This is a genomic window from Hymenobacter glacieicola (assembly GCF_014640315.1).
Taxonomy (GTDB): domain Bacteria; phylum Bacteroidota; class Bacteroidia; order Cytophagales; family Hymenobacteraceae; genus Hymenobacter; species Hymenobacter glacieicola.
Map to the genome: position 1 here is coordinate 44,518 of NZ_BMGS01000001.1, position 23,637 is coordinate 68,154.

General features: G+C 59.1%; 22 protein-coding genes and 1 tRNA gene. 16 read left to right on the top strand and 7 right to left on the bottom strand.

The features are described 5' to 3' along the window. Positions 1–602: 602 nt before the first annotated feature. Complete coding sequence (locus tag IEW18_RS00205) at positions 603–1,172, bottom strand: DUF4468 domain-containing protein (protein WP_188555815.1); 570 nt, start codon at positions 1,170–1,172, stop codon at positions 603–605. A 726-nt stretch (positions 1,173–1,898) separates the two neighbouring features. On the opposite strand from IEW18_RS00205, the gene IEW18_RS21825 reads away from it, so the two are divergent. From IEW18_RS21825 to IEW18_RS00265, 13 genes are all read left to right on the top strand, one after another. Beyond that, the gene (locus IEW18_RS21825) at positions 1,899–2,033 is read left to right on the top strand and encodes a hypothetical protein (protein ID WP_262891875.1); all 135 of its coding nucleotides are present in this window, start codon (positions 1,899–1,901) and stop codon (positions 2,031–2,033) included. Positions 2,034–2,404: 371 nt separating this feature from the next. Continuing rightward, positions 2,405–3,250 carry a dihydroorotate dehydrogenase gene (locus tag IEW18_RS00210; protein ID WP_188555816.1) on the top strand — a complete coding sequence of 282 codons (846 nt, stop codon included), beginning with the start codon at positions 2,405–2,407 and terminating at the stop codon, positions 3,248–3,250. Positions 3,251–3,361: 111 nt separating this feature from the next. After that, positions 3,362–4,147, top strand: coding sequence for an orotidine-5'-phosphate decarboxylase (pyrF, locus tag IEW18_RS00215; RefSeq protein ID WP_188555817.1), 786 nt, complete (start codon positions 3,362–3,364; stop codon positions 4,145–4,147). A gap of 119 nt (positions 4,148–4,266) precedes the next feature. Continuing rightward, entirely contained in the window at positions 4,267–4,881 is a 615-nt protein-coding gene (gene pyrE / locus IEW18_RS00220) for an orotate phosphoribosyltransferase (protein WP_188555818.1), read from the top strand. A 125-nt stretch (positions 4,882–5,006) separates the two neighbouring features. Beyond that, entirely contained in the window at positions 5,007–8,120 is a 3,114-nt protein-coding gene (locus IEW18_RS00225; protein ID WP_188555819.1) for a phosphoribosylformylglycinamidine synthase subunit PurL, read from the top strand. A 2-nt stretch (positions 8,121–8,122) separates the two neighbouring features. Continuing rightward, the gene (locus tag IEW18_RS00230; RefSeq protein WP_188555820.1) at positions 8,123–9,226 is read left to right on the top strand and encodes a phosphoribosylformylglycinamidine synthase subunit PurQ; all 1,104 of its coding nucleotides are present in this window, start codon (positions 8,123–8,125) and stop codon (positions 9,224–9,226) included. Positions 9,227–9,274: 48 nt separating this feature from the next. Beyond that, positions 9,275–10,210: a phosphoribosylaminoimidazolesuccinocarboxamide synthase gene (locus IEW18_RS00235; protein ID WP_188555821.1), complete on the top strand. Its 936-nt coding sequence runs from the start codon at positions 9,275–9,277 to the stop codon at positions 10,208–10,210. After that, complete coding sequence (locus tag IEW18_RS00240; RefSeq protein ID WP_229728525.1) at positions 10,211–10,594, top strand: nuclear transport factor 2 family protein; 384 nt, start codon at positions 10,211–10,213, stop codon at positions 10,592–10,594. A 9-nt stretch (positions 10,595–10,603) separates the two neighbouring features. Continuing rightward, on the top strand, positions 10,604–10,981 hold the full coding sequence (locus IEW18_RS00245; RefSeq protein ID WP_188555822.1) for a hypothetical protein: 378 nt from the start codon (positions 10,604–10,606) through the stop codon (positions 10,979–10,981). Between the two features lie 12 nt (positions 10,982–10,993). Next, a complete protein-coding gene (gene purD, locus IEW18_RS00250) occupies positions 10,994–12,277 on the top strand; it encodes a phosphoribosylamine--glycine ligase (protein ID WP_229728528.1) in 1,284 nt (427 codons plus the stop codon). Then, positions 12,261–12,977, top strand: a complete 717-nt coding sequence (purN, locus tag IEW18_RS00255; protein WP_229728529.1) for a phosphoribosylglycinamide formyltransferase — start codon at positions 12,261–12,263, stop codon at positions 12,975–12,977. The genes purD and purN overlap by 17 nt, the downstream gene beginning before the upstream one ends. Before the next feature lie 105 nt (positions 12,978–13,082). Next, on the top strand, positions 13,083–14,591 hold the full coding sequence (gene purF, locus IEW18_RS00260) for an amidophosphoribosyltransferase (protein WP_188555824.1): 1,509 nt from the start codon (positions 13,083–13,085) through the stop codon (positions 14,589–14,591). A gap of 149 nt (positions 14,592–14,740) precedes the next feature. Continuing rightward, the gene (locus IEW18_RS00265) at positions 14,741–15,853 is read left to right on the top strand and encodes an AIR synthase-related protein (protein WP_188555825.1); all 1,113 of its coding nucleotides are present in this window, start codon (positions 14,741–14,743) and stop codon (positions 15,851–15,853) included. Between the two features lie 125 nt (positions 15,854–15,978). Here the strand turns inward: IEW18_RS00265 and IEW18_RS00270 are convergent, their stop codons facing one another. Beyond that, entirely contained in the window at positions 15,979–16,320 is a 342-nt protein-coding gene (locus tag IEW18_RS00270; RefSeq protein ID WP_188555826.1) for a hypothetical protein, read from the bottom strand. Positions 16,321–16,459: 139 nt separating this feature from the next. Continuing rightward, complete coding sequence (locus IEW18_RS00275) at positions 16,460–16,675, bottom strand: heavy-metal-associated domain-containing protein (RefSeq protein ID WP_188555827.1); 216 nt, start codon at positions 16,673–16,675, stop codon at positions 16,460–16,462. Between the two features lie 206 nt (positions 16,676–16,881). On the opposite strand from IEW18_RS00275, the gene IEW18_RS00280 reads away from it, so the two are divergent. Continuing rightward, a complete protein-coding gene (locus tag IEW18_RS00280) occupies positions 16,882–17,412 on the top strand; it encodes a DUF4240 domain-containing protein (protein WP_188555828.1) in 531 nt (176 codons plus the stop codon). Between the two features lie 110 nt (positions 17,413–17,522). Here the strand turns inward: IEW18_RS00280 and IEW18_RS00285 are convergent, their stop codons facing one another. Next, entirely contained in the window at positions 17,523–19,010 is a 1,488-nt protein-coding gene (locus IEW18_RS00285) for a nicotinate phosphoribosyltransferase (RefSeq protein ID WP_188555829.1), read from the bottom strand. 169 nt (positions 19,011–19,179) lie between these two features. Further along, the gene (locus IEW18_RS00290; RefSeq protein ID WP_188555830.1) at positions 19,180–19,536 is read right to left on the bottom strand and encodes an STAS domain-containing protein; all 357 of its coding nucleotides are present in this window, start codon (positions 19,534–19,536) and stop codon (positions 19,180–19,182) included. 479 nt (positions 19,537–20,015) lie between these two features. Between IEW18_RS00290 and IEW18_RS00295 the strand changes: the two genes are divergently transcribed. Continuing rightward, a complete protein-coding gene (locus IEW18_RS00295) occupies positions 20,016–20,714 on the top strand; it encodes a response regulator (RefSeq protein ID WP_188555831.1) in 699 nt (232 codons plus the stop codon). Between the two features lie 98 nt (positions 20,715–20,812). Here IEW18_RS00295 and IEW18_RS00300 read toward each other — a convergent pair. After that, positions 20,813–20,884, bottom strand: a tRNA-Arg gene (locus IEW18_RS00300). A gap of 128 nt (positions 20,885–21,012) precedes the next feature. On the opposite strand from IEW18_RS00300, the gene IEW18_RS00305 reads away from it, so the two are divergent. Next, positions 21,013–22,167 carry a DUF2652 domain-containing protein gene (locus IEW18_RS00305; protein WP_188555832.1) on the top strand — a complete coding sequence of 385 codons (1,155 nt, stop codon included), beginning with the start codon at positions 21,013–21,015 and terminating at the stop codon, positions 22,165–22,167. A 205-nt stretch (positions 22,168–22,372) separates the two neighbouring features. Here IEW18_RS00305 and IEW18_RS00310 read toward each other — a convergent pair whose 3' ends face one another. Beyond that, positions 22,373–23,614 (bottom strand): Pycsar system effector family protein, encoded by a 1,242-nt coding sequence (locus IEW18_RS00310; RefSeq protein WP_188555833.1) that lies wholly within the window; start codon positions 23,612–23,614, stop codon positions 22,373–22,375. Between the last annotated feature and the right edge of the window lie 23 nt (positions 23,615–23,637).

Here is a 23,637-nt window from a genome sequence, read left to right on the forward strand (position 1 = left end):
CGCCGGAGCTAGGCGGTTGGTTTTTAATGCGCTACCCCCCGGATAGTCCTTCGTCAGAAAGCCGGAAACATTCGTCGGCTAAAGCCTGACATCCATCTTTAAGAATGCGTTATTAGTCTAAATTGAGCAGGTATTTCAGATGGCTCGCTCTACCTTTGCCATGAGTGAAGTGAAGAAGCAATTGAGGGGAAGATAATAGGAGAAGCCGCGCTGCAACGCGGCTTTTCGCATTGTAAGGCAGCACCCAAAACTGACTCAGCAGGCAATAGCTGCGGTAACACCTGTAGCAGCCCAAGGGGCACTACGTTGAACTAGGCTCAGTGAGTAGGAAGTGCCTCTGATTCAGGCAAGCCCGTTCTGCACGGCGTTCTGCGCGTGAGGGCCACTTAACTTACAACCTGCCTTGCACGCATCCTAGTCAGTAACTGACAAGTCAACTCTAAGGGAGCTAGGTAGCGCTCTAAGCAATTAAGACGGTTGATTGGCCGACGTCTCGAGTGAGAACTGTTCGAACCGTCGGAAAACACACATGCCACCGGCCCGGAACTCTTGCGTTCCAGACCAGTGGCATGCGTGAAAACAATTTTGAGGGTACGGGTTGCTTAGTGTTCGCCGCCTGCTACCCCAACATGTCCTTCGGCCGGCGTGCTGTTCATGTAAGAACGAAACGACATAGCTGCTTCCGAGGCCAGCGACGACGTCTGGGCCGTTAGGCGACGTTCGTTGTGGGTTTTTTCATTGTTTTTATCGGCCCGAAGCTCAGTTCGATACTCATCAAACGTAATAATCTGAGACGGCTGCTTGGGATCCGGCACTACCCGGAAAGAGCCTACGGTGTATTCGTACCCGTTATCGTTGGCCCGGAACACAAAGTCGAACAGCACAGTAACCTCTTGGTCTTTGCCTTTATTGTCAACTCGCTTAACCTTGCTGGTGCCGGTTACCCGCACTGTTCCGGTTCCTTCATCGGCTTTCATTCCAGATTTAGGACCGTACGCAAACTTGTTTTGAGTCCAGTCCAACGCCCGGCGGTACAGAGCGGTTTTGCCAGCGCCATCAGCGGGCACCCGCTCACTGTACTCGATGGGGGCCGGAGCATCGGCTTGAGCTTTTACTTCCGGCGCTAGTGCAAGCATCCCACTCACCAACAAACCTAGTAGCACTTTTTTCATATGGAACTGAGAAGAAAATGAGAAAATCAAGGAAAAAAGCCTGTGAGACAAAGATAACAGCAACCTATTGGTAGATATAAAAACTATGCCATTATAATTTTGTTAAGATACTGGTCGGAAATAATTTTTGTATGTACAAACAGCATTTTTGCTAGCGTTGCTGATGAAAGAATGCATGTTTCATCGGTTTAAGCCGCCTGTGTACACTGTAGAATTAGCGTAAGTTCCGCAAGTTGAACATTTCTAATAATGGCACCTATTAACTCATTATGAACCGCTGCTGTTGGCGAATACGCAGAAGATGCATAAGGAGGGCGCATAGGTAGTAATAGTCTACTTGTCTTGTTTGGAACCAGTTGATAGGCAAGGGGATATAGGTAGGATTAGTAAAGTGGTCACGGTACGTGGAAAACGAGCTACTTAACAGTTTGGTAACATAAAGTTAACCTGGCTTCTCTTGTCGGGTATAAGTGAAGTAGTACTTTTGCGACGTGCTTCACCTCAATCAATATCCATTGAAGAAGCGCGGGACCCTTCAGGAAAGCGTCCTGCGAGATGACCGGAAGGTTGTTTCCCCCGTTAATTCCTTCGTTTTCACTGGTTTTGCCGCTTTTACCGCTTCGGTTTTCGAAGCGGTTTTTTTGTGCCCCTAGGTGCGGATAAGCTGCTCGAAATCAGCACGTTTTCTCTCATTTTCAAGGCCTTTACACCCCTACCGGTAAACTCATGAACGACACCACTACCCTGGCCCAGCAGATGGTAACCGCTCCTGTTGCCAGCCGCCACGTAAACCTGGGCAAGGACCCCAAGCGGATAGCACCCGGTTGTCGGCCGGGCGCTTTGCTTTTGTTGGCTGATTGATTTAATAAAAAGTACGTCCTGCTGAGCTCTGCGAAGCATCTGTATCGTGAGTAACTCAATCGTTACAACGAAACAGTAAAGATGCTTTGCCAAGTGCAGCAGGATGGTCCGATTACATCCTGAAATAACCCGTTACCTACCCAACAGCGGCAACGGGGCGGGGTGGCGCAAGGCTGCGGGGTGATAGTAAATCAGGGGGGATTCTGACGTATGTCGGTCCGCGAATTGGCCACCCCGTGTTTTCGGGGCAGTACTAAGCTAGTGGTTTGGCTGCCTCGGGCCTCGGCCGGGGGTAGCGTACTCATCCGATATTGCCGGCCGCACCTGGCTTTGGCGGGGCGCGGCCGGCAACATCATAACATTTTCAACCTATGCAACTCGGCAAAATCACGCTACAGAATCCGGTGTGCCTGGCGGCTGCCTCTTGGCAGCTGGATGGCACGGGCTACGAGCGGCTAGGGGCCATTTTCACCCGCACCGTCACGATGGAGCCGAAGCCCGGCCTCTACGAGGAAGGTATCTGGCAAGTCGCCGACCAGACCCTGCTCAACGCCACTCACATGCGCACCGAAAGCGCCGAGATTCTGGTGCAGGAACACCTGCCCACCCTGCGGCGCCACGGGGTGCCGGTGTTTGTGAGCATCACGGCTCCCGGTATTCCGGGTTTTCGCAAAATTGCGCGCTTTCTGGCCCGCGAAGCGGCTGAGCTGATAGCTGGGGTAGAAGTGTACATGGCCCAGCCCGACACGGAGAAAGGCGAGGAACTGAACGCCAAGTTTGTGCGCGAAGCCACCCAGGCCGTACGCAACGAACTGGGGCCCGAGGCCGCCGTTATTGTGAAGCTGCCGCCCTGGCCGGAGCACATCAGGGGCTTAGCCCTGGGTGCCCAGGAAGGCGGCGCTACCGCCCTGGCGGCTACCAACCTGCTCAAAGCCCTGCACCTACCCGACGATGCCACGGCCGCGCCTATAGCCGGTGGCCTCTCCGGCGAGGCGCTCCGGCCCGTGGCCCTGCGCTGCGTGTGGGAGCTGGCGCACGACGCGCGCATTACGCTGCCCATCTTCGGGACGGGCGGGGTGTTCACGGCCAGCCATGTGACGGACTACTTGCGCTGCGGGGCCAGTGCCGTGCAAATTGCCAGTGGCGAGTGGCTGGAACCCGGCATTTCAGCCCGGCTGGCCGCCGAGTGCGGCCACTTGGTGCCAGCGAGTTTGTAACACGAAACAGTACTTCGCGAATTACTTGCGCTAACCGGCACCTGCCACTGTATATAGAGTAGTCGTTCTTACGCTCGCGAAGTGCAACTTCGCGTTACACCTGCCCACCCCATGCAAAAGCTTATTTCCCGCACCCAAGCTGCCAACTCCCTGCTTTGCGTCGGGCTTGACCCGGTAGGGGAGGACGCGCAGGTGGCGCGCCGCCTGGCCGAGGTCATCGACCAGACCAGCGAGTACGCCGCCGCTTTCAAACCCAACCTGGCGTTTTTCCTGAGTCGGGAAGACGGGGTGAAGCTGCTGCGGGACACCGTGCAGCGCATTCCCGAAAGCATTCCGGTGATTCTGGACGGTAAGTTCGGCGACATTGCCAACACCGCCGACCACTACGCCCGTTTCGCCTACGACGTTATCGGGGCCGACGGCGTGACGGTGAATCCCTACATGGGCGACGATGCCATTGTGCCTTTCGCCCGGCCCGGCAAGCTGGTGTTCGTACTGGCCAAAACCAGCAACAAACCGGCGCATTCCCTGCAAGATGTGGCCCTCACCCGCGGCGGCACCCTCTCAGACTGCGCTGCCCGCGTGACCCGGAAGCTTGATGAGCAGCACGGCGGCATCGGGCTGGTCGTAGGGGCCACTAACCCCGAAGCCGTAGCGCGCATCCGCAGCCTTACGCCGGAGCAGTGGTTCCTGGTGCCCGGCGTCGGCGCCCAGGGCGGCGACCTGCAGGCCACGTTGAAAGCCGGCCTGCGGCCCGACGGCTCCGGCCTTCTCATTAATACCTCGCGCGCCCTGTGGCAAGCAACCGACGCCGGCGCCGCCGCGCGGGAGCTAGTCAAGCAGATCAACCAATTCCGCCCGGTCGTAGAGACGCAACATATTGCGTCTCCTCGTTGAACGGCCGGCTAGAACAACAGGACCTGCTCTACCTAAGAGAGCAACCTCAGCAACGACGAGACGCAAAATATTGCGTCTCTACAGCGTTCCGTTCACACCTTATATACTAGAGTAGACCCTTGACTTCCCCCCAACCCACCTTCACCCCCGAAACCCTGGAGCAGCAATTGTTGCAGGAGGACGCGCTGCTGCGCGGGCACTTCCGCCTGTCCTCCGGCCTGCACTCCGACACCTACGTGCAATGCGCCCGGTTCCTGTGCCGCCCCGACCTGGCGGCCCCGGCTGCGGCGGAGTTGGCCCGACTAATTCAGGAGGCCGGATTACAGCCCGACGTAGTGGTAGGCCCGGCCATGGGCGGCGTGGTGATTGGCTACGAGCTGGCCCGGCAGCTGGGTGTGCCCGGCATCTTCACGGAGCGCGACGATGCGGGGCAGATGACCCTGCGGCGGGGCTTTACGGTGGAGCCGGGCCAGAAAATTGTTATTGCCGAAGACGTCGTGACTACTGGCAAGAGCACCAAGGAAGTAGCGCGGGTGTTGGAGGGGCTGGGCGCAAAAGTTTTGGCCGTGGCCAGTTTAATTGACCGCACGGGTGCCCAAGCTGAGCTAAGTTTTCCGAACTTTGCCCTGCTGCCGGTTACGGCGGCCACCTACGCACCCGATGATTGTCCGCTTTGCCGGTCAGGTATTCCGGTGGTGAAACCCGGCTCTCGGCCGGAAAAAGCGTTTTCTTAAACCTACCGCAGTGGCAATCGGCCCGCGGCAAGGCATTTTCGGCGTACCTCCGCGCGAGGTGTGCTTCCTCACGCAGGCGACTGGCTTAGGCGTGGGAACCCGAAAAATAGATAACCACTCATCTTTTGGACGCTACCCAAAGAACCTTTCAGCTTCTGCTCAAGCCCGGCCAACATGATGGTGAGGGCCACCGTGTAGCCGAAGCTGCCCACCGCCACCTCGGCCTGACCACGGGCCGGGTGCAAAGCACCGCTCTCTACACGGTGCGCTACCCCGTAACGGGCGAGCAACTGCGCGACTTCGCCACCCATTGCCTTCAGGATCCGGTACTGCACGACGTGGCCCTCGACGAGTTCCGCCACGGCGCCGACTACAAAAGCTACATCCTCGTCGCTAAGCTGCCCGGGGTCACCGACGACGAAGGCATTTCGGCGCAGAACGCCCTCGGCGACTTCCTGAACCAGCCGCTGGATACGCATACCCAGCACATCTTCAGCAAACGGCTCTACTTCCTGGAGCACGAGCTGCCCGAGAGTAGTCTGCGCCAGCTGGCCGAAGAGCTGCTCGGCAACAAAATGATTAACCGCTTCGAGGTCGGCCCCATCGCCCAGATTCGCGACTACACGCCGCGGCCGGGCGGTGGGGCCGAATCCATTACGGACACCGTGCGCCTCGTTGGCCTCTCGGATGAAGAGCTGGTGAAGCTGTCGAAAGACAACCTCTACGCCCTGAACCTGGAGGAAATGCGCGCCGTGCGCGACCATTACACCAGCATGGCCGAGGAGCGCCGGGCCGCCGGCCTACCCCCGGACCCCACCGACTGCGAGCTGGAAATCATTGCCCAGACCTGGTCGGAGCACTGCAAGCACAAGGAGTTCAGCGCCGTTATTAAGTATCGGGATGCAGACACGGGCGAGGAGTTTGAAGTCGACTCCTTGTTTAAGACCTACATCAAAAACGCTACCGCCGAGGTAGACCGCCAGCTGCGCGCCAACGGCAACGACTGGCTGATTAAGGTATTCAGCGACAATGCCGGGGCCGTGCGCATCAACCCCGAGTCGTTGTTCGTGTGGAAGGTGGAAACCCACAATTCGCCCTCGGCCATCGACCCCTACGGCGGCGCCATTACCGGCATCCTGGGCAACAACCGCGACCCGCTGGCGACTGGCATCGGGGGCGCGAAGCTGCTGTTCAATACCAACGTGCTCTGCTTCGGCAACCCCGAGTTCAACGGCACCTTGCTGAGCAACCAGCTCCACCCACGCCGCATTTTTGAAGGAGTCCGCAAAGGCATTGAGGATGGCGGTAACAAGTCGGGCGTGCCGACAGTGAACGGGGCCATTGTGTTCGATGACCGGTACGCGGGTAAGCCGCTCGTGTACTGCGGCACCGGCGCCGTGATGCCCATGCAGCTGGCCGGCCTCGACTCCTGGGAAAAGAACATTGACGCCCAGGACCGCATCATCATGGCCGGGGGCCGGGTGGGCAAGGACGGCATCCACGGCGCTACCTTCTCCAGCATTGAGCTGGACGAAACTTCACCCGCCACGGCCGTGCAGATTGGCTCGCCCATCACCCAGAAGCTGGCCATGGACTTCCTGATCCTGGCTACCCGCCGCGGCCTGATCAAGTGCAGCACCGATAACGGCGCGGGCGGCTTGTCGTCGAGCATCGGGGAGCTGGCTACTATCAGCGGCGGGGCCGTGGTGGAGCTGGAAAAAGTGCCGCTAAAGTACCCCGGTCTGCGCCCCTGGGAAATCTTCGTGTCGGAGTCGCAGGAGCGGTTTTCGCTGGCCGTGGAACCGAGCAAGATGACCGAGTTAATGGCCCTGGGCCAGGAAATGGAAGTGGAGTTGACGGATATCGGCTACTTCACCTCCGATGGCAGCCTCGACGTGCGCTTCGACGGTGAGTCGGTGGCGCGCCTCGACATGGAATTCCTGCACAACGGCGTACCGCGCAAAGTGCTGGAAGCCGAGTGGCAGAAGCCTGCGGCCCAGGAGCCCAAGGTGGAGCTCCGTTGGGAAGGTAGAGACGCAATATTTTGCGTCTCCCCATTGAACGACTCACTTAAACACTATCAGCAGACGGAAGACGCAAAATATTGCGTCTCTACAACGGACGTGCTGAGCCGCCTGCTGGGTAGCCTCAACATCTGCTCCCGCGAGTCGGTAATTCGGCAGTACGACCACGAGGTGAAGGGCCGCACCATCATCAAGCCGCTCATGGGCGCTACCGGGCAGGCCCCGCAGGATGCCGCCGTGGTGCGTTTCAACTTTGAGAGCTGGGAAGGGGTAGCCGTGAGCAATGGCATTCTGCCCCGCTTCGGCGACCTGGACGCCTATGATATGTCGGCTGGGGCGTTTGACGAGGCCGTGCGCCAGATTGTAGCGGTGGGGGGGAAGCTGCCCAACCTCAGCTACGGCGACGGCAACTTCTGGTCCGTGAACGACAACTTCTGCGTGCCCGACTCGGTGTACGACCCCGCTACCAACCCCGACGGCAAGCTCAAGCTGGCCAAGCTGGTGCGCATGTGCCAGGCCCTGCGCGATGCCACGGCGGCCTACTGCATCCCGCTCACCTCGGGCAAGGACTCGATGAAGAACGACTTCAAGGCCGACGGCGTGAAGATTTCCGTTCCACCGACGGTCTTGTACTCGATGACCGCCAAAATCGAAGACGTCCGCCGCACCATCACCTCCGACTTCAAGCAAGCCGACGACGTGGTGTACCTGCTGGGCGAAACCTACGACGAGCTGGGCGGCTCGGAGTTCTACCAGCTCTTCGGCGAGCTGGGCGCCAACGTACCCAAGGTGCGGTTCGAAGAAGCCAAAGCCCTCTACACGCTGATGGGCCAGGCCAACGACCAGGGCCTCATCCAATCCTGCCACGACTTGTCGGATGGCGGTTTGGCCGTGGCCCTGGCCGAAGCCACGTTTGGTCACGGCTTTGGGGCGGAGGTAGAGCTGCCGGAAGGCCTGCCAGTGCACGTGCAGCTGTTCTCGGAGTCACACTCCCGGTTCGTGGCTACGGTGGCGCCTGAGGATGTAGTGGCGTTTGAGCAGCACTTTGGCACTCGTGCTACCCGCCTCGGTTGGGTAACGCAAAACGGTCAATTGCATGTGCGGCAGTCTGGCAAAACCATCATTTCGGCCAGCACCGCCGCCCTGCGTTACGAGTGGACCAACGGCCCGGTGAACCGCATCATCGGCTTCGGCCAGCACGAAACCGTACAATAAGCATGGACGAACAACCCAAACTGCCAGACCTGAATACGCCCCCGCGGCCCCAGCTCGACCACGGCGGCCCCATCACGGATGCCAACGGCAACCTCATCGTGCTGGGCTTTAAAAGCGTGGACGCTGGCCACGAAACCACCGAGCCCCTGAAAGGCCACGCGGCGGAGCAAACCGGAGCCGAACACGCAGAGGCGGACGAGGAGCAGCCACAGGAAGGTAGCAGCCAACAACTAGCAACCACCAATCAATCATCAGTCAAGGCGCTCATCCTGACGGGCTTCGGTATTAACTGCGAAGAGGAGTTTGCCGCCGCCTACCAGTTAGCCGGCGCCGAGCCCACCATCGTGCACCTGAACCAGGTGCTGCACGGCCACGTCAGCATCCACGACTACGACATCCTGAACTTCCCCGGCGGCTTCAGCTTCGGCGACGACCTGGGCTCCGGCGTAGTACTGGCCAACAAACTGCGCTACCGCAAAAACGCCGCGGGCCGCACCTTGCTTGATGAAATCAAGCAGTTCGTGGCCAATGGCAAGTTCGTGATGGGCATTTGCAACGGCTTCCAGGTGCTGGTGAAGCTCGGCCTGCTCCCCAACCTGAGCGGCGACGTGACGCCCGAAGTAACCCTCACGCACAACGCCTCGGGCCGCTACGAAGACCGGTGGGTGCGCCTGAAAGTCAACCCCAAGTCGAACTCGCCTTTCCTCAAAGGCATCGACACGCTGGAGGTACCCGTGCGCCACGGCGAAGGCCGCCTGATTATCAAAGGCGAAGAAACCCTGGCCGAAATCGAAACCCGCGCCCTGAACTGCCTGGCCTACACTGATTTCGACGGCTCGCCGACGGACGTGTACCCGCACAACCCCAACGGCGCCGACCTCAACTGCGCCGGCCTGACCGACACCACCGGCCAGGTGTTTGGGCTGATGCCTCACCCTGAGGCCTTCCTCTCGCTCTATAATCACCCCGACTGGGCCCGGCGCAAGCGCCTAAATCCTGGCCTGAGCGAAGAGGGCGACGGCCTGCGCCTGTTCCGGAACATTGTGGAGCGCGTGCAGGGCCAAGCCGCCGCCGTTCCTCAGGAAGCCCGCCAGTTTTCATCCTAGACACCCCGCCTGCCGCCGCTGACCTAGTGCCGGCTGCTACCTCGTCGTATGAACACCCTCAACCACTTCGATACCCCTCAGCTCGAACTCCTGCACCGCGGCAAAGTTCGGGACTCGTACCGCGCGCCTTCCGGTGAGCGGCTCATCGTAGTAACTGACCGGCTGTCGGCCTTCGACTCGGTGCTGGAAACGCCGGTGGCTCACAAAGGCGCGGTGCTGAACGGGCTGGCGGCTTTCTGGTTCGAGAAAACCCAGCACATCATTCCGAACCACGTGATTTCGCTGCTCGACCCGAACGTGACGCTGGCCAAGGAAGCCGAGCCGATTCGGGTGGAAATGGTGGTGCGCCACTACCTCACGGGCTCGATGTGGCGCGGCTACCAGCAAGGCCAGCGCACCTTCTCGGGCGTAACCGTGCCGGATGGCCTGCGCAAGCACCAGCAGTTCCCCGCGCCCATCGTAACGCCAACTACCAAGGAGGAGTCGGACCGCGAAATTACACCGGAGAACCTAGTGGCAGAAGGGTGGGTGACGGCGGAGCTCTACGAGCAGATGCGGGTGAAGTCCCTGGAGCTGTTCAACTTTGCCTCCAAGTGGATGGCCGAGCGCGGCATTATCCTGGTGGATACCAAGTATGAGTTTGGTTTGCTGGATGGGGAACTGATCCTGATTGACGAAATCCACACGCCCGACTCGTCGCGGTTCTGGAGCGCCGAGGACTACGCCAAGAACCCCGAGACCGTGGAGCAAATGGACAAGGAGTACGTGCGCCAGTGGCTGATTGCCAACAAGCAGGACGGCCAATATCCCCGCGCCCTTACCCCAGAAGTTTCCGCCGAAGCCAGCCGCCGCTACCTCGATATCTACGAGCGAATCACGGGCAGCCCGCTGCCCACCAGCAACGAAACCAACTCCGGCGACGACGTACAAGTCCGCCTCGTGGGGAACTTGGTGCGCGCCGGCATCATGAAAGACGCCATCTAAATGGAGCCCTTGCAGGCAAAAAATCTGGTAACCAACTACATCGAAGCGTACAACCGCTTCGATGTGGCCGGTATGCTGGCGCCGCTGCACGACGAGGTAACATTTCGGAACATAGCCAGCGGAGAAATCAGCCTGACCACCCACGGTAAGGCGGAGTTCCAAGCTCAGGCCGAACAAGCCACCCGATATTTCTCCCAACGGGAGCAGCGCGTCACGAATTGGCAAGTAGCCGACAGCCGCGTGGAAGCCCTTCTGGACTACATAGCCGTTGCCGCTATGGACTTTCCCAATGGTCTGAAAGCTGGCGACAAACTACAACTGCAGGGCAAGTCCGTTTTTCAGTTCACTGATGGACTGATAGTTTCCATCGACGATATCAGCTAGGCCTGTACGATGGAAAAATTGTTGAAAGATTATGCGCTAAACGACGGGGAGATTATCTCGCTGAAGATAAATGCGGCCTATACTTTCAACAGTGAGCCTGTGCTGCGCCAAGCTTCTGTGGAGCTTCTAATTCGCAAAAGAGCACGCAATGCATGGATGCCTTGCGTGCTGCAAATTGAGTTGGATGAAATTCTGAGTTTGCGCCTTAATGAAGATTTCGCTTCCCCTCGTTACTCGGATATCGTCTTCAAAAGAATTGAGGATGACCGGTGGTATCTATCCTTAGACCCATATGGTAACTCCGGCGAGCCTCACGAAGAAGATAACTTGGTAATAGTGGCCAAGTCAGTGAAAATAGATGAAGGAGTAACACAAGACAGATTTTAAGCATTGACGACCTTGGCAACTCCTAAAACCATAGTACTCCTCGGCGGCGGGGCCCGTGAACACGCTATGGCGTGGAAGCTGACCCGCGACGGGGCCACCGTGCACGTGCTGCCCGGCAACGCCGGCATTCCGAACAGCCACCCCGAAATCAGCGCTACCGACTTTCCAGCCATCCAGAGCTTCTGCGAAGCCAACGGCGTGAAGCTGATTGTGGTGGGTCCCGAAGCTCCGTTAGCGGCGGGCGTGACGGATTACTTCACTGGTTCCGACATCCGGGTGTTTGGTCCCAGCCGGGCCGGCGCCACGCTGGAAAGCTCCAAGGTGTGGTCGAAGGACTTTATGCGGCGGCATGGGGTAGCAACCGCTATGTCGTGGCAGTACCGCAGCGATAAGCTGGACGAGGCCCGTGCCAAAGCCACGGAGTTGGATGGGCAGGTAGTAGTGAAGTACGACGGCCTGGCGGCTGGCAAAGGCGTGTATGTGTGCTCGTCTATTGATGAAGCGCAAGCTGCGCTAGACGATTTGCAGCAGCAGCACACCGGCTGGTTTAGCTTCCTGCTGGAAGAAAAGCTAACTGGCCCCGAAATCAGCATCATTGGCGTAACGGACGGTAACCGGGTGCGGCTGCTGGCTCCTTCTCAGGACCACAAGCAGCTGCTGGCCGGCGACCAGGGCCCCAATACTGGAGGTATGGGCGCCTACTGCCCCGTCCCGTTCTGCGACGACAACGTGCTAGCAGCTATCCGCACTAGCATCGTGGACCCCACGCTAAGTGGCCTGCAGAACGAGCAATTCGATTTCAACGGCTTCCTCTACTTTGGCATCATGCTCACGCCTCAGGGCCCGAAGCTGCTGGAATACAACGTCCGTCTCGGCGACCCGGAAGCGGAAGTGTTGTTGCCCGCGCTGGAGAGTAGCCTGTTGGAGTTGATAGAGGCTACCCTGAACGGCACATTGCAGCAAACAGTAGTGCGGCAGCGCCGCGGCTGCTACGTAGGGGTAGTGCTAGCCTCGGGTGGCTACCCCGCCGCGCAATTTCCTACCGGCTTCCCTATCACTGGCCTGGACCAGCTACACCCCAGCATCCTGGCGTTTCATGGAGCCACCAAGCGGAACGCTGAAGGTGAGCTAGTAACCAGTGGCGGCCGCGTGATGGTGCTGGTCGGCCACGGCGAGGAGCTGGAGGACGCCGTAGCGCATGTGTACCGGGAAGCTGAAAAAGTTACATTCCAGGATGTGTACATCCGTACCGATATCGGCCAGCGGCCGGAACCCACTCTTGCAAGCAACTGGTAACCATAGCAACCGTAAGCAGCGCCTGGCGATTTTGCTGTCGGGCCGGGGCTCCAACATGGTGGCCCTGGTGCAGGCTGTGCAACACGGCGTACTGCAGGATCTGGCCGAGGTAGCCGTGGTATTCAGCAACAAGCCCGATGCGCCAGGGCTGGAAACTGCGGCGGCGCTGGGTTGCCCCACGGCCAGCCTCAGCAGCCAGGGCCGCAAACGAACGGAGTTTGATGCTGAGGTAGTGGAGGTGCTAAGCCAGTATCAGCCCGATTACGTGGTGCTGGCCGGCTACATGCGTATCCTGTCGCCCACGTTCATTCGGGCGTTTGCGGGGCGCATTCTCAACATTCATCCCGCCGACACGCACCAGCACCAGGGCCTGCACGCCTACGAGTGGGCCTTTGAAAATCAGCTGCTTGAAACCAAAATAACGGTACACTTGGTTGATGAGGGTCTAGATACCGGACCTGTTCTGGCCCAGCATCCCGTGGATTTGCGTGGGGCTGCTACCCTGGCGGAGGTCGAGCGCCGCGGCCTGGCTGTGGAGCACTTTCTCTACGCCGATACCCTAGCCCGTCTTATCCGAGGCGAGCTACCCACCATCTTACCCGAAACGGTAGCCACGGCTGCCGCTTCACCTCTTACCCCCGAGCCTCTGTTGCCTGCTCCCGCTACCCCCTCTCCGCAAGGAAAGGACGCGGGAAGCTAGGCCTATCGTCCGCCTCAACTTAGGGAAGCCCAGTGCATTCCCGGAGTTACACTTACCACCCCGGTAGCGGGCTTTCCTGCTCACTACCACTTCCTGATACTTCCCATGTGCGGAATTGTAGGTTTTTACGGTCCCGATGACGTCGCCCACGACATCGTATTTGGTTTGACGGCGCTTCAGCACCGCGGCCAGGACGCGGCCGGCATAGCCACCTTCGACGACAACTTTCACCTCTGCAAAGGCAACGGCCTGATTTCCGACGTGTTCCGCCCCAAGCAGCTCAAGAAGCTGAAGGGCAACATCGGCATCGGCCACGCGCGCTACACCACCCAGGGCTCCAACGATGCCGAGCTGGCCCAGCCGTTTACCACCAGCTACCCCTTCGGGCTGGCCATGGTGCACAACGGCAACGTCATCAACTTCCGGCAAGCGGCCAAGCGCCTGCACGAGAAGTACCACGTGCTGCCCAAAACCAGCAACGACCTGGAGCTGATCATGTACACCTTCGCCTCGGAGCTGCGCCTGAAAAACCTCGACAACCTCTCGGTTATCGACATTTTCGACGCGGTGGAAACCACCCAGGAGCTGGTGAAAGGTGCCTATGCTACTATCACCGTCATTGCCGGCCACGGGCTGCTGGCCTTCAACGACCCGCTAGGCATCCGGCCCCTGGTGCTGGGCTGCCGCCAGACGGAAAAAGGCCCCATCTACGCCTTCGCCTCCGAAAGTACCTGCTTCGACTACCTCGGCTTCGAGTTCATCAAGAACGTAGGGCCCGGGCAGGCCGTGTTTATCGACAAGGACTTCAAGGTTCACTACAAAAATCCCTACGCCCAGCCCAAAGCGTTCTGCGTGTTCGAGCACATTTACTTCGCGCGGGAGGATTCTACCATTCACGGCCGCTTGGTGGCGCGCGAGCGGGTGCGGCTGGGTAAGATGCTGGCCCGCAAGGTTATCGAATCGGGTATTCAGCCGGATATGGTGATTGATGTGCCGTCGTCGGGCTACTTTTCTGCCTCTGGTCTGGCCGAAGCCATTGGGGTGCCCTACCGCCGGGCTCTGGTAAAAAACAACCACATGGGCCGCTCCTTTATCGTGAGCAGCCAGGCCGGCCGCGAGGACATCGTCAAGAAAAAGCTTAACCCCATTCGGGAGTTCGTGGAAGGCAAGAAGATTGCCGTGGTCGATGACAGCATTGTGCGCGGCACTACCTCGCGGCGCATCGTGCGCATCCTGCGCGAGGCGGGGGCCACGGAGGTGTACTTCATCAGCAGCGCCCCGCCCATCGTCTCGCCCTGCATCTATGGCATTGACATGGCCATGAGCACCGAGCTGATTGCCGCCAACTACACGGAGGAGGAAATCTGCCGCTACATTGAGGCCGACAAGGTTATCTATCAGTCGATTGACGATTTGCGGGACCTGTTTTCGGAGGAGCGCGGCCACGGTGGCAGCTGCTTCGCCTGCTTTACCGGCCAGTACCCCACCGGCGACGTGACCAAGTACCTGCGCCACATCCAGGAGGAGCGCCAAAGCCACCGCTCCGACAAGAAAAACGACGCCAACGCGTTGCCCTCCGTCAGCGCCAAGGCTCCCGCACCAACGGAGCATTAATCGGTCAGACAGTTACTAATAGAGCACGTCATGCTGAGCTTGTCGAAGCATCTTGCGTGCTGACCTTGCCATACTAATTCAACGGCGCGAGCGAGATTCCTCGGCAAGCTCGGAATGACGGGCAAATAAGCATTGAACCCCTACAACGTATGTCCTCTTCTTCCCAAAAACCCGCCGGCTACGACATCGACCTCGGCAATGAATGCTCCCGCAACGCCTACGCCTGGTCGAAGAAGACCTTTCCGAACCGCGCCGGCAAGCCCGGTGAGGCGGCCCAGGACCTGGATGGCGGCTTTGCCAACGAAATCCGCTTTGGCAACGCCCGGCTGGGCATCAGCTCCGACGGTATCGGGACCAAGATTGAGGTAGCAGAGCGGGTAGGAAAGTTCGACACGCTGGGCTACGACCTGGTAGCCATGACCGCCGACGACCTGATTGTGGGCGGTTTCGTGCCCACCAACCTTTCCAACATCATCGACGTGAACACGCTTGATTACGAGGTGATTGACGAGATGATGCGTGGCCTGCACGATGCCTGCAACTTTGCGGAAGTAGCCATTACGGGCGGCGAAATTGCCGAATTAGGTAACCGCATTGGGGGCTGGCCAGGCGCCCGCATGAACTTCAACTGGTGCTCCACGGCCATTGGCAGCCTGCACCCCAGCCTGGAGCGGCCCTTGAGCGGGGCGGGCGTGCAAGCCGGACAAGCCGTCGTGGCGCTTCGCTCGCCCAGCTTCCGGTCCAACGGCTTCTCGCTGGCCCGCCGCACTCTTCAGAATCTATTCGGCGAGAACTGGCACTCGGCCCCGTATGATGGCCCGGATGCTACCCCCCACGGCAGCGCCGGCCACACCTGGGGTGAAGTATTGCTCGCACCTTCCCTCATCTACTCGCCCGGCGTAGCGCGGGTGCTGGACGCGGGCTTGCCGCTCTATGCGGCGGCCCACATTACCGGCGGCGGCATTGCTGATAACTTCAAGCGGGTACTCAAAAACGGCGTGGGCGCCGAGCTAACCAACCTCTTCGAGCCCTTGCCCGCCATGCAGAAGCTCACGGAGCTGGCCGGCATTACCCCCGCCGATGCCTACCTCTACTGGAACATGGGCAACGGTATGCTCCTGGTCACGGATGAGGCCCAGGCCGAAGCCGTAGCCGTCAGCCTCCGCAGCAACGGCTATGATGCTCAGGTTGCCGGCCGCATCACCCAGGAGCCCGGAATCCGGCTGCAAGTAGGTGCCGGCGAGCTACGCTACGAAGGCTAAGCTAGTGATGATCCGAAAGCCGAAAGCCGCGCTATGTGAAGTCATAGCGCGGCTTTCGGCTTTCGTAGAAAAGCGTCTTACCAGAGGAAGACTAGTGAGTTTAAGCAGATGAGCGTTTGCAGGGGCTATTTTACAGCCAGGGGTGTAACCGTGCCTGTTTGCTTATCCACTTCGAAGGCCGCTTTGTCGGGCATCCGCCCGGCCCAGTCGGCACGCGGGACCAGCACTTGCCAGTGGTTTTCTACTTCCAGGGCGCGAGCCGAATCCACTTGGTACAGGGCGGCGCTGGGTTGTTGCTGCACATAGCGGGCCACGGCAGCGCGGGCGGTGGCTTCAGTAGGAGCTCCCGGGGTAGCGGCTGTTACGCTCGGTTGGGCGGAAGTAGTTGTTGCTGGTTGGGCGGGTTGGCAGCTGCTGAGCCCCACCAAAGAGGCCAGCACCCATAGGATGGTGAGAGGCGTATGCATGGGCGCAAGGTAGGCAAGGAGTAAGCCAATCTTGCGGGCATTCTCGGAGGGCTGCTGCGCGGAGCGGGTATAGTTGCGCGCAATACCAAAGCCCCAGCTTTCCGTAGAAAACCGGGGCTTCGGGAGTGTTGGCCGACGCTTAAGCCGCGAGCGGCTCAATGTCAAACCCAGCCTGCGACACGGCTTTCATGATGAGCTCGGGAATGGGATTTTCGCCTTCCACGGTCAGTACTTTATTGGGGTTGTTGGTGTCAACTTGCCACTTGTCGATGCTGGCTTCGGCGTCGAGAAAGGGCGTTACGGCGCGCAGGCAATTGGCGCAGTTGATGCTGGTTTTGAATTGCAGAGTGGACATAAGATACGAGGGGTTAGGCTGCCATAGCCATCAAAAAAACGACCAGCAGCCGGTGAGTTGTTCTCTAACAACGAAGTGCAGGCAAAAGTAGTGGTCGTAGCAGGGCTGGTAGGTATAGGCTTTGGCTGTGGTCGTGTATAGTTTTGACGTATCGGGCCGGCCAGAAGGCGGAGCGTAATCAACGAGGATAACTACTACACACCGCAATGGATAAAAACGAATTTTGGCAGATCATTGATTCGACCAAGCAGGCTTCACAGGGCGACCAGCAGCGCCAGCAGCAGGCCCTGATCAGTTGCCTGGAAAGCTACCCGCCCGAGCAGATACTAGAGTTTGAGTGCCAGCTGCGCCAGCACGTGCTGGAGGCCGATACATTCCTGATTATGGCCGCCCAGAAAATCATCGACGGCTACGTTTCCGAGGACCCCTACCTGTACTTCCGGTGCTGGCTGGTAGGGCAGGGCGAAGCCGTATTCACGGAAGCTCTGCGCAACCCCGACTCTCTGGCTGCGCTGCTCGAGGAACCGTATCAGGAGTTTGAAGCGCTGCTCTACGTGGCCGGCATGGCCTACGCTGCCCGCACCGGCAAGCAAACGGAAGACGATACTTTTCCCCGGGCCGTGGCCATTACCCGCGGCCTAGACTACGCCGACTCCGTAACCAAGGGCGAAGACTGGACGGAAAACCAACTGCCCAAAATGCTACCCCGCCTCTGGAGAAAGTTCGGCACCTTGTAGTAGCTGGCTGGCAATTACAGAAAAGAAACCTTCACCTTCTGATGCACACAAAATGCTGCTTAATTGGTGAAGAAAGCTCCCCACTTGCCAAGCAACCTGCCTACATACGGCTACGCCGGCCGCTGGGGCCGCTTCTCCAGAATCAGGTTGGTGCGGAAGGTGTTCAGGGTTTCCTCCAGGCCCACGGGGTAGGTGTGGGGGTTGAGGAAACGGCGGATGCTGGGGTCCAGGCTCAGAACCTCCCGGTGGGCGCGGGCGCGGCTTTCCTCCAGGCTCGGGAGTTGCTGCACCAGCTGGCCCCGACGAAACACCGGCTCCAGCAGCTCCCGGTAGGTAGCATCGGGGCGCACGGGGCGGCGGCGGGTGGCATCAAGCGGATCGACGATGGTGAGCTGCTCGGGTAAGGGTTCGGCCACGTTGTAGAGCATGTCGGCGCGGGGCTGGCCCTTGTCGCTCTCGTAACGGCGCACCTGCAGAATGCCCGGAATGCTGGTTTTCGCCAATTGCTCCGAGAGCTTGATGGTGAAATCCCAGCCTGAATCATCGGGTTTGCGCAGGGCTGCCATTTTATACACGCCTCCCAGGGCTGGCTGGTCGTAGGCCGTTACCAATTGGGTGCCAATGCCCCAGGTATCAATTTTGGCCCCTTGCTGCTTGAGGCTGGTAATGAGGTTTTCCTCCAGGTCGTTGCTGGCCACGATGCGCACATTCTCAAAGCCAGCTTCATTGAGCAAGGCCCGGGCCTCGCGGCTGAGGTAGGCCAGGTCCCCGGAGTCAAGGCGGATGCCGCTCAGCTCGTGGCCGTTGGCTCGCAACTCCCGGGCTACGGTAATGGCGTGGCGCACGCCTTCCAGCGTGTCGTAGGTGTCTACCAGAAAAACCGAATCATCGGGGAAAGCTTGGGCGTAGGCGGCAAAAGCTTCCTGCTCCTGCTCGAAGGCCATAACCCAGCTGTGGGCGTGGGTGCCTTTCACCGGAATGCCAAAGCGTTGCCCGGCCAGCACGTTGGAAGTAGCATCGACGCCGCCGAGGTAGGCGGCACGGCTGGCGCTCAGGCCCCCATCAGGGCCCTGAGCCCGGCGCAGCCCAAACTCCAGCACCGTATCGGAGCCGGCCGCCTCCCGAATGCGGGAAGCCTTGGTGGCTATTAGCGTCTGGAAGTTGACGAGCGTCAGCAAGGCGGTTTCCACTAGCTGGGCCTGCAGTAGCGGGCCCTGAACCCTAATGAGCGGCTCATTGGCAAATACCACGGTGCCTTCGGCAATGGCGTCTACGTCGCAGGTAAACTTCAGCTCGCGAAGGTAGGTCAGGAATTCCGGCGGAAACATGACCCCACCTTTGGCGCTTTTCAGGCTGCCGAGGTAGTGCAGGTCATCTTCGGAAAACTGCAGATTCTGCAAGAAATCCACCACGTAAGCCAGGCCCGCGCCCACGGCGTAGCCCCCCGCAAAAGGCGGCCGGCGAAAGTACAAGTGAAATACGGCCTCGCGGTCCTGCATACCCTGGCGCCAATAGCCGTAGGCCATGGTAACCTGGTAGAGGTCGGTGAGCAGGCTCAGGGAAGGTGCGTAAAGGCCGGAAAGCGGAGCAGAATTCATGCGGGCAACGGTTGAGATGCCGAAGCTTACGCAGAATATTTCATTCCATCGATGACAAGGTCGTTCTAGTTCTACCCCGCCAGCGCGATGTTTCACCACCGGCATCAGTTACACGACCAAAAGCGCCTGGCAATCGGGGGATACCACGGGGGCTTGCCGGAGCCAACGGTTAATGCACCGGCACGTGCTGACTCCGGCAATACCGCTCGGCATCGAGCAAGGAGGGAACCACGGGCGGGCAGCTGGTGGTAGGCAGGCGAGCCAGCAACTGGTGGGCAGAGTCGCCGAGGTGGCACAGCACCAACGGAATCTGCCGCTCCCGCAGGCGCTGGTAATAGCGCACCAGCAGGCGCAGGGTAGAAAAGGACAGGTTCCGCAAGTGGCTGCAATCTATCCAAATGCTCGGCTTGCCGCTACGAATGGCCCGGCGCAAGGCATAGGAGAGCTGGGCCCGCGCCGTGGGCTGGCTGTCATCGGTGAGAATTAGCAGGTAGCTCTCGGGAAGAATTTCACGGTAGACTTCCATAATCAAAAAGGAGTAGCACAGGTGAAACTAGACACGTCACAACGTCTTCGGCACAACTTCTAAGCCCTGGGCTTTGGAAAGGGAAATGTACTAACAATATAGGGCCTGTATTCAGGATAAAATAGGTGTAAAACACTGATTTATAGCTCAGTGATTCTACGGAATGCAAGGTGGCTAGCACCTGGGCCGGTGGCCGCTCGGGCAGCGCTTACCCAGGCTGAGTGCGGCTGGGGCGTGGGCAATCCTACTACCTAACTCCAAGGCCACTAGACGGTATTAACCACCTGCTGTGCGGTTAACTAGGCAGCGCGGAAGGGTAGGGCAGGCTCGCAGGTCGTAGGTCTCGTTCAACCGCAGGCAAGGCTTGTCTCAACCCCGGATGTAATAGCGGTATGCAGCCTTCCCAGCAGTTATTCCGTACTATTGGCAACCTGTGGCCACACGGCCTTTTTACTGCTGAGTTTGAATCGAACCCCTCTATGATTCGTGTACTGCTTGCTGATGACCATACTATCCTGCGGGATGGTATCCGGGCCATTCTCTCGCGTGAGCCTGATATTCAGGTAGTGGGCGAAGCTAGCAATGGTCAGGCACTCTTAGATTTGCTGGCCACTACCCCGGCCGATGTAGTGCTGATGGATGTCAATATGCCCGTGCTGGACGGCTTTGCTACCATGGACTCCTTGCGGACTCATTTTCCTGCCATGCGCGTGCTCGTGCTGTCCATGCTTGACCACGAAAGCTACGTGCATCGGATGCTACAGGCCGGAGCTTTGGGCTACGCGCTCAAAAATGCCGAAAGCACTGAAATCACCCACGGTATTCGCACGGTAGCGGCCGGCCGGCAGTTTTTGTGCACTGAAATAGGCCTTAGCCTGCTCAACCGCACCATGCAGCGGGCAGTACCAGAACGGGCAGCTCTCATCTGCGAGCCTGCCGAGCCCCACCCATCCTATAACTTAGCACTGCACCGCAACGGGCCCGTGGAGCTGTCGGTGCGAGAAATGGAGGTGCTCAAGCTGATTGCCGAAGGACTCACCAACGCGGAAATAGCGGATCAGCTCTTTGCCAGCAAGCGAACCATCGAAACGCACCGCCAAAACATCATCGAAAAAACCCAGGCCAAGAACACAGCGGCCCTCATTCGCTACGCCATGATGCACGGCCTGATAGAGTAAGTGGTGAGGTGGTGAAATGGTGAGTTTGACGTTCCGTTGGCGCCACTTGCGCAGATAGAACGTCAAACTCACCATTTCACCACCTCACCACTTCAACGTAGCCGCGACGGGAATCGAACCCATATCAAGCGTTTAGGAAACGCCTATTCTATCCGTTGAACTACGCAGCCAGGGGTACCCCTCTTTACAAAGCTACACGGAAAGCGGCGGCTCCGCAAAACTACTTGGGGCGCTGTGCCTACCGCTAGCCCGTTGCGTATCTTCGTCTCCTCTCACCCTCACTTTCCCGCTTGGCTTCATGGGTTTATTGGACGACTTACGCGCTGACCGTCGGGCCGCCGGCAAGTTGCCGCGCCCCGGAGCCGACAAACAGCAGCCCGCCTTGCTGCTGATTCCGGATATCAGCGGCTTCACGCGTTTTATTGAGGAGTCGGGAAGCTTGCAGGCGCCGTTTCTGGTCGCAGATCTGCTGGAAATACTTATTGAAGCCAACACCCTGAACTTGCAGGTAAACGAGATTCAGGGTGATGCGGTGCTGTTTTACCGATTAGGGCCCCCGCCATCGGTGGCCGAGTTGGTGCGGCAATGCCGGCGTATCTACCTCGATTTTCAGAACTACCTGCGCATTGTGGCCCGCGACACCGGCTCGGAGCTGGCGGCGGCTCTGCACGAGCTGGCTCTCACGCTGAAAATTGTAGTGCATTACGGCCGCGTGAGCGTGGCCCGAATTCGGGAGTACACCAAGCTCATGGGCCGTGATGTGATAGTGGTACACCGCCTGCTCAAAAACAACATTACCGGCTCAGAGTACATTCTGCTCTCGGAGGGCTACCTGGCCACTCAGGATCCGGCGGCACTACAGCAGGCTTTTTCCTGGACCCGGCTGCTGCCCGGCGCTACCTATTACGAACACCTCGGCGAAACGCCCTACCACTACGCCAGCCTCTCGCCCCTGCGGCTGCTGCTCAACAGCCCGGAAATAGACGATGATGTGCCCGTAGGCCGCGGCTGCGCGCTGAAAGTACGCCGGGCCCTGCGCGTGCCCGCTCCCTACGCCGTGCGGGTTATTAACAACTTCCGGTTGCGCCCCCGCTGGATGGAGGGCGCCACCGCCGTGCACTACGATGTTACCAAGGCCGGCCGCCTCGGCACCAGCTACAAAGTAGATGTGTTTGGGGGGCAAATTGACTTTCAGGCCGTGCAGCAATTCGAGGACGAGGACGGCCGCCTGGAGTACGTGGAGAAGATTTCCCATTTTCGCCTCTTTCCTAACTCCCTGCTATTCTACGGCTTTGAGGCAGTAACTCTCGACGCCTGTCTGGTAACCATGGAGCTGCGCTACGGCCACATTGCCAGCGCCAGCCGTCTGGTGCGCTTTGGGCAGCTGCGGCGCCTGCACCGCTTCCTGGGCCGCTCCCTGCACAACCTGGCAGAACTGGTCGAGAGGCGGTAGAGCAGTGATTCGGTGCATGAGTGAAGCGGTGTCAGGGCGAGCAGAGCAACCCGTCTTTTCCGAAGTGCTACCCCTTGAAATGTGACAAGCCCTTACCTCCAGCGCGGAAGTAAGGGCTTGTCACGTTATCAGGCTTGTCACAGGAAGAGGAAGGATGGCGGCGTACCTCCTCTCTCTGACAATTCACTCATGCACTGAATCACTGCTACACCTTGTAAAGCAGGGCAATACCAAAGGATAGTGCCGTCAGGATCAGGCCTACCATGAAAATCGTGTAGCTCAGACGCAGCAGGCGGTACTTTTTGGTTAGCACGTCGCCGAGGTAGTAGATGTCCGTCACCATGTTGGTGTAGAGCGCCTCCTTCTGGCCCATGATTTCCGTCATGCCGTGCTGGAAGTCGTCGAGGCTGAGCTTGCTGAAGTTACCGAAGAACAGCAGGTTTACCCGGCGGTTGGTGGCAATTTGGGGGCTGCGCTTCAGCCACTTAAAGCTTGTCACATCGGGCTGAGCACACAGAATGGCGGTAATAACCGAGGCCAGGGCCGTCGCCAGCAAAATGCCCATCGGCACCGCAATAATGGGGTTCCGAATCAAACCCACGTTGCTCAAGGCGGCGGTTTTACTGCCCAGCTTGGCGCCGAAATAGGTAATAATCAACGACATGAGTACCGCGTTCAGCGAAATCATCATGTTCGCCTTCTTATCGGCCATGTCCGAGAGCTTCATGTGGTTGCTGTACATGGTTCGGAACATGGTTTCGATGCCGCGCTTGGGCTCGGCAAACGTGCCGCCTTCTTCTTCCTTTTTCTTCTTGTTCTTCTTTTCGGTCTTCTTCAGCTGCTTGCGCTGGTCCTTAATATTATCTTTGAACTGCTCTTCGTACCGCTCTTTGGCGGCCTTGGTGTAGTACTTGCTGGCCAGCAGGAAAGCCAGCTGATTATCGGCCCACTCTGTATTAGAGTAGGTTTTGCCGCCGGTGGCTTCCCACTCGGCTCGCAGTAGCTCGCCCTCGGCAAAGAAACTCTCGCGGCCCATGTTGCTCATGTCGGCATCTACCAGCAGCTGCTCCAGCTCGGTTTCCCGCTTGGCGTCGCGGTGGGTGGCCCGAATCAGGTTCTGGACTACCTCAATTCGATCCTCGGGGTAGCCTTGTTGGCGCAGCCACTCGCCAGCCATTTCCGCGCTGCGGAACTCATGTCCGTCGTACACTTCCGTGTAGCCCACATCATGGAACCAGGCAGCCAGCAGCAGCGCTTCCTGGTCGGTTTCGCTGAGCCCTGCTGCTTCGCCCAAGGCCCGCGCCTCCTTTACCACGGTGGCCGTGTGCTTAGGGGAGTGGTAGACGAGCTGGGCCGGGAGCTTTTCCTCCAGCAACGCCAGCACGTAGGCCTTGGCATTTTTGACAATTTCGGCCTTGGCCGGTTTCTGAACTAGAATGGTTTCCATCAGGGGCAGACAACAAACAACAA